This is a genomic window from uncultured Oscillibacter sp. (genome assembly GCF_910584465.1).
Classification (GTDB): domain Bacteria; phylum Bacillota; class Clostridia; order Oscillospirales; family Oscillospiraceae; genus Oscillibacter.
Genome location: NZ_CAJUBK010000005.1, coordinates 62,680 through 68,803, shown reverse-complemented (window position 1 = coordinate 68,803; position 6,124 = coordinate 62,680). Strand labels below are relative to the sequence as shown.

Annotated in this window: 5 protein-coding genes and 1 pseudogene; 2 read left to right on the top strand and 4 right to left on the bottom strand. The window is 66.1% G+C overall.

What is annotated here, in order from left to right; genetic code table 11:
• A pseudogene (locus tag QZ332_RS02960) lies at positions 1–310 on the top strand (phosphoenolpyruvate carboxykinase); the annotation flags it as partial.
• 290 nt (positions 311–600) lie between these two features.
• Here the strand turns inward: QZ332_RS02960 and QZ332_RS02955 are convergent.
• From QZ332_RS02955 to QZ332_RS02940, 4 genes are all read right to left on the bottom strand, one after another.
• The gene (locus QZ332_RS02955; protein ID WP_295762119.1) at positions 601–1,746 is read right to left on the bottom strand and encodes a hypothetical protein; all 1,146 of its coding nucleotides are present in this window, start codon (positions 1,744–1,746) and stop codon (positions 601–603) included.
• Positions 1,746–2,615: a radical SAM protein gene (locus QZ332_RS02950; RefSeq protein WP_295762117.1), complete on the bottom strand. Its 870-nt coding sequence runs from the start codon at positions 2,613–2,615 to the stop codon at positions 1,746–1,748. The genes QZ332_RS02955 and QZ332_RS02950 overlap by 1 nt, the downstream gene beginning before the upstream one ends.
• Positions 2,612–3,889, bottom strand: coding sequence for an aminotransferase class I/II-fold pyridoxal phosphate-dependent enzyme (locus QZ332_RS02945; RefSeq protein WP_295762114.1), 1,278 nt, complete (start codon positions 3,887–3,889; stop codon positions 2,612–2,614). The genes QZ332_RS02950 and QZ332_RS02945 overlap by 4 nt, the downstream gene beginning before the upstream one ends.
• A gap of 206 nt (positions 3,890–4,095) precedes the next feature.
• A complete protein-coding gene (locus QZ332_RS02940) occupies positions 4,096–4,683 on the bottom strand; it encodes a sugar O-acetyltransferase (RefSeq protein ID WP_295762111.1) in 588 nt (195 codons plus the stop codon).
• Positions 4,684–5,072: 389 nt separating this feature from the next.
• Here QZ332_RS02940 and spoIID point away from each other — a divergent pair, with 389 nt between their 5' ends.
• The gene (spoIID, locus tag QZ332_RS02935) at positions 5,073–6,122 is read left to right on the top strand and encodes a stage II sporulation protein D (protein ID WP_295762108.1); all 1,050 of its coding nucleotides are present in this window, start codon (positions 5,073–5,075) and stop codon (positions 6,120–6,122) included.
• Positions 6,123–6,124: the final 2 nt, after the last annotated feature.

Here is a 6,124-nt window from a genome sequence, read left to right as displayed (position 1 = left end):
CATCAACACCGGCGACTTCATGGGCAAGAAGGTCCAGAAGGAGGACACCCTGGGCGTCCTGGAGGCCGTGGTCGAGGGCAGGGCCCAGTTCAAGACCTGGGGCCCCTTCGAGGACATCGAGATCTTCGAGTGGGAGGGCTTCGTGCCCGACCTGAGCGACAAGGAGTACGTCGCCCAGCTGAAGGCCCGGATGCAGGACCGGCTGAACTATGTCACCAAGCTGGACACCGAGGAGGGCGGCTTCAACAAGCTCCCCGAGGACGCCGCCGCGGCCATCAAGAAGGTCGTCGACGAGGCGAACACCCTGTAAGCGGTTTCCCGAATACGAAGAGGACCGGCTCCCTGAGGAGCCGGTCTTTCCATGTAAGGACAGAGCCTGCAGAGGCGGGCGCGAAGCGCGGGAAAAAGTTTCGCCAGCCTTTTCAAAGACGGCGGGGGTCCAGGGGGCAGGGCCCCTCGGGCGCGCCCGCAGGCGCGAAACACTCCGGCCGCGGCGTAAAGACGATTCAGATGAGCCCCCCAAAAGCCCTCGTCAAGGATAAAGCCGCGGCCCAGCGACTTTGCCGCGAAGCCGGCGAACGGCCCATCCTGCCGCCCCCGTCACCGCATCAGCCCCGCCAGCAGCCCGGCGGCGGCGGTGGAGAGCACGGTGGTGCTGACCATGCCCCCGATGACCATCCGGGAGGCGATCTGCCCCATGAGGAACTCCCTCCGGCCGGGGTCCTCCGTCAGGGCTTCGATGACCTCCTGAGAGATGAGCATGTTCATGGGGAAGCCCACCATGGTGTTCAGGGACAGGGCCCGGCTCATGGATGGGGACAGGCCCAGGAGGCGCCCCGCCGCCGTGGAGACCAGGAGCACGCACGCCGTCTGCACCGCCAGGACCAGGAGCAGGGGCGGCAGCATTTGGGCGAACATCCGGGGCGTGGCCGCCGAGAAGCCGGAGATGACGGTGCACATCATCAGGAAGAACAGGAAGCCACCGCTCTTGGAGGCGTCCAGCTCGTTCCGGCCCAGCAGGCCCAGGCAGGACAGCAGCACCCCCAGCAGCAGGCAGAGGATGTAACGGGAGAGCCCGGTGACCATCTCCAGCCGGGAGGCCGTCCAGGCGGCGGCGTACAGCCGGAGCAGCGCGCCGTACTGGAGCTTCGCCCCGGGAGGAGAGGGGCGGGGCCTGACCTCCTCCCCCCGGGCCTCCTCCGCCGGGGCCTGAGGCAGGCCCTGGAGCCGCCGGGCCTCCTGCCGGATGAACAGGGTGACCAGAGGACAGCTCACCAGGGCCTGGGTGCTCAGCAGCAGCACGGAGAGGACGATGAGCTGGTCATAGCCCAGGGACCGGGCCCGCTCCTGGACGATGAGGGCCGTGGCCATGCCGCCGGGGAGCCCGCCGATGGCCGTGTTCAGCCCGTACGCTCCGCCCACCACCAGCAGCAGGGAGGCCAGCTGCCCCGCGAAGGTGACAGCAGCCAGGGCGGCCACCCGCCAGTTGGACAGGAAGGCGGAGAGGTCCATGGAGGCCCCCATGTGGACCACCACCAGCATCATGACGGTGGAGGTCAGGCCGGAGAAGCCCGCCAGGTCCGCAAGGCCCTCCGGCAGGATCCCCGCCCAGCAGAGAAGGGCATAGCCCACGCCGGCGAAGAGGACGGCGGGGGCGGCGCCCCGGGCGAAGCGGGAGAGGAGCTCCCCCGCCGCCAGCAGAAGGAGGAAGACGAGCCCGCTCTGCAGCGCGTCGAATCCCAGCATCACAGTCCCCGCCAGGACTCCGGCCGGAGGCGGCTGAGGTCGTGCTCCGCCCGGTCGATCTCTGCCAGCATGGCGGCTTTGTCCCGGTTCAGCGTCCCCCGGAGGGCCAGGTAGTTGCTGGCGTGGTTCATCCGGAACACGCTGCCGGGGCTGTCCAGGTGCTCCACCAGGAGCCGGGTCTCCTCCAGCACCTGGGGCCGGGTCAGGAGCTGGAACTCCCCCTCGTGGACCCAGTCCCAGAGGGGCGTCTCCGGCTCCACCATCAGCGTCAGCATCCCGATATACTCCGGGTCCATGGCGTTGAACGCCTTGGCGGTGTCGATGGCGTGGCTCCGCAAAAGCTCCGGCCCGCCCAGGCCGGTGATCGCCGTGACGGAGAGGGCGATGCCGCACCGGCGGACCTTCTGCCCCATCTCGACGATCTGCGCCGCCGGGTGGCCCTTGCGCATCAGGGTGAGCACCTCGTCGCTGCCGGACTCCAGGCCCATATAGACCATGGTCAGCCCCTTCTCCCGGAGGGTCCTCAGCTCCTCCTCCGTCCGGATATGGATGGAGGCCGGGGAGGCGTAGCTGGTCACCTGGCGGCACTCGGGGAACAGCTCCCGGACGGTGTCCAGGATGACGTACAGCTCCGGCGCCTTGCGCACCAGGGCGTCGCCGTCGGCCAGGAAGACCTTTTCGACGTGGTGATAGACCTCCCGGGCGATGCGGAAGTCCTCCAGCACCTCCTCCAGGGGGCGGACGGAGAACCGCTTCTCCTTATACATGCTGCAAAAGGCGCAGGTATTGTGGCTGCACCCGTAGGTCACCTGGACGATGAGGCTCCGAGCCTCGGAGGGGGGGCGGTAAACGCTGCCGTGATATCTCATAGGCCCAGCTTCTCCAGCGCAGCCATCTTCAGGCATACGCAGAACACGGCGATGGCCTGCTCCAGCTCCTCCACCGGGGGCAGGGAGGGCGCGATGCGGATGTTGCTGTCTTGGGGGTCCTGCCCATAGGGGAAGGTGGCCCCGGCGGCGGTCATGGTGACGCCTGCCTCCCGGCACAGGGCCAGGGTCCGCTTGGCGGTGCCGGGCATGGCGTTGAGGGAGACGAAGTACCCGCCCTTGGGATGCCGCCACGAGGCGATCTCCAGCGGGGCGATCTCCTTGTCCAGCGCGTCCGTCACGGCCCGGAACTTGGGGCCCATGATGGCGGCGTGGCGCTTCATCAGCTCCAGGGTGTGGGCCTTGTCCTTGAGGTAGAGGACGTGGCGTTGCTGGTTCACCTTGTCGAAGCTGATGACCTGGGGGGCGAGGAGCTTCTCCATATGGGCCATATTGGCCTCGGAACAGGCGAAGCAGCTGACGCCCGCGCCGGGGAGGGTCACCTTGGAGGTGGAGGCGAACTCGAAGACCATGTCGGGATGCCCCGCCTGCGCGCAGAGGGAGAGGATGTCGGGGAAGTCCACGTAGTCCCCCTCGAACTCGTGGATGCAGTAGGCGTTGTCCCACATGATGAGGAAGTCCGGGGCGGCGGGCTCCAGCGCCGCCATGCGGCGGATGGTCTCGTGAGAGTAGATGATGCCGTCGGGGTTGGAGTATTTGGGCACGCACCAGATGCCCTTGACGGCGGGATCCTTGACGGCGGCCTCCACGGCGTCCATGTCGGGGCCTTCATCGGTCATGGGGACCGCGGTCAGCTCGAAGCCGAAGGACTCCGTGACCTTGAAATGCCGGTCGTAGCCGGGGGCGGGGCAGAGCCATTTGACCCGTTCCTCCCGGCACCAGGGCCGAGGACTGTGGAGCAGTCCGTGGGTATAGGCTTTGCAGACGGTGTCGTACATCAGCTGGAGGCTGGAGCTGCCGCCCACGAAGACCTGCTGGGGCTTGCAGCCGAGGATCTCGGCGAAGAGCCGCTTGGCGGCGGGCAGGCCGGAGAGCTCGCCGTAGTTGCGCACGTCGATGCCGTCGGAGACGTAGTCCCCGGGCTCCTGCATGAGGCCGAAGATGTCGCTGACCAGGTCCAGCTGGGCCTTCCCGGGCTTGCCCCGGGCCATGTTCAGGCTGAGGCCCCGGGCCTTCAGGGCGTCGAATTCGGCCCGCAGGCGGGCGTGCTCTCCTTCCCGCTCCGCGGGGGTGAGGCTGGCGTAAGGCTTCATCATGATCCATCCTTTCTGTCAGAAGCTTTGACAGTGCCTAGTATAACGGATCTGGGCGGCGGTTTCAAGAGCCCCGTCCCCCTTTTGTCCCGGGAAATGCTTACAGGATCTTTTCATCGTCGAAATGACGGGACGAGCAGCGGGCCATCCCGGATCGCTGCCCAGTGAACTGGGAGTTCAAACATAGCGCTGACACGTATGCCGCTGTCCTAATAGGTCTGGTCCGTGGAGAAATAACGTATGATCTTGCACGGGGCCCCTACGGCGATACAATTTGCCGGGATCGTTCGGTTGACCACGCTCCCTGCTCCAATGACGCTGTTCTCCCCGATGGTCACTCCCGGCAATAGGATGCTTCCGGCGCCGATCCATGCGTTGTCCTTTATCTCCACCGGACGGGCGTAGGTCTTGAACCACGTCGTTCCGCGTTCTTTCCAGTCCGGTACGAGACGTTCCTGGGGCGATACCGGGTGAGAAGATGTATAGATCTGTACATTCGACGCGATCAATACCCTGTCCCCGATCTTGATCGGCATATTGTCCACAAACGTGCAGTTCATATTGATGATCACATCACTGCCTATAAAAATGTTTTTCCCATGGTCACAATGGAACGGCGTGTCGATCGCCACGTTTTCGCCTATCCCGCCTAATAGCTCCCTGAGGATGGCGCTCCTTTTCTCGGTATCGGTGTAGTCCGTAAAGAGGTATTCCCGTGTGAGTTCTCTTGCACGGGCTATTTGGTTTAAGGTATCTTGGCCGGCTGTCTCTAAAAAGTCCGTTTCCTCATACTGCATGGTAATTCTCCTATACGTTTTTGATCGGGCCGCGTTTCCAGACCACCTGCGCGGCATGTTGGAGGACACATCCTCATCCTGTCGGACCGATCATACCACAAACGATCCTCCACTTCAAGGATCCATCCATGGAGCCGCTGGCGGTCAGGATCGCCGGCGCGTAAGAGGAGCGGCGGTCTCAAGACCCGCGCTTCCTTTTTCCCCACCGCTGTGCTATGATGGGGAGACTGCGGGGATCTTGTCGATAACGCCCGGTCTTTCGGCGCATACTATGGCCGGGCGGCGCGGGAGATCCCCGGCGGCCGGGCCGGTACGGGCATGTTCCCGCCCGCCGGCGCATAGGCTTGAGAGATAACGGTCCCGCCCGCCGGTCACGAAGGAGGATGCCCATGAGCCGAAGGAGAAACGCCGGGAGACGAAAGAGCCCGATCGATCAGACCATCGCCGTGTCGGCCCTGCTGCTGCTGGCGCTGTTCCTGCTGCCGCTGGTGGTGGTGGCGCCCTTCCGCTCCGCGCTCTTCGGCCGGGAGGAGCCGGTGGACGAGACGGAGCAAAAGCAGCCCCTCCCGCCGTTCGTCAGCGGCAGCCTGGACGCCGCCAGGCCCCTTAAGGTGCTGGACGGGGAGGAGGTCCTGGAGATGGACCTGGGGACCTATCTGGTGGGCGTGGTCCGGGCGGAGATGCCCGCCTCCTTCCAGCTGGAGGCGCTGAAGGCCCAGGCGGTGGCCGCCAGGACCTATACGCTGTACAAGCTCCGGACCGGCGGGAACCACGGCGACGCCGCCGACATCTGCACGGACCACACCTGCTGTCAGGCATACATCAGCGAGGGACGGGCCCGCGCCAACTGGGGGGAGGACGCGGACGCCAACGAGTCGAAGGTGGAGACGGCGGTCAAGGAGACCGACGGCGAGACGGTCCTCTACGGCGGCGTGCCCATCCTGGCGGTGTTCCACTCCTCCTCGGCGGGGCTGACCCGCGCGGCGGGGGAGGTCTGGCAGGACGACCTGCCCTACCTCCAGGCGGTGAGCTCCCCCGAGGCGGGGGACAAGATCCCCAACTACTACAGCCGCGTGGAGTTCACGGCGGAGGAGCTGAAGGAGGCGCTGGGCTCCGCCTTCCCGGAGGCGGACCTCTCCGGGGACATGAGCGGATGGCTGGGGGACGCCGCCGCCGACAGCGCCGGGAGCGTGGCCACGGTCCGCGTGGGCGGCGTGACGGTGAAGGGGGCCCAGGTCCGTTCGGCCCTGGGGCTGCGGTCCGCCTGCTTCACCTGGGAGATCCAGGACGGGAAGATGGTCTTCTTCGTCACCGGCTACGGCCACGGCGTGGGCCTGAGCCAGTACGGGGCCGAGCGGATGGCCGCGGAGGGGGCGGATCACCGGGAGATCTTGACCCACTATTATACCGGCGTGACCGTCGAGCCCTACGGCGGATGAAG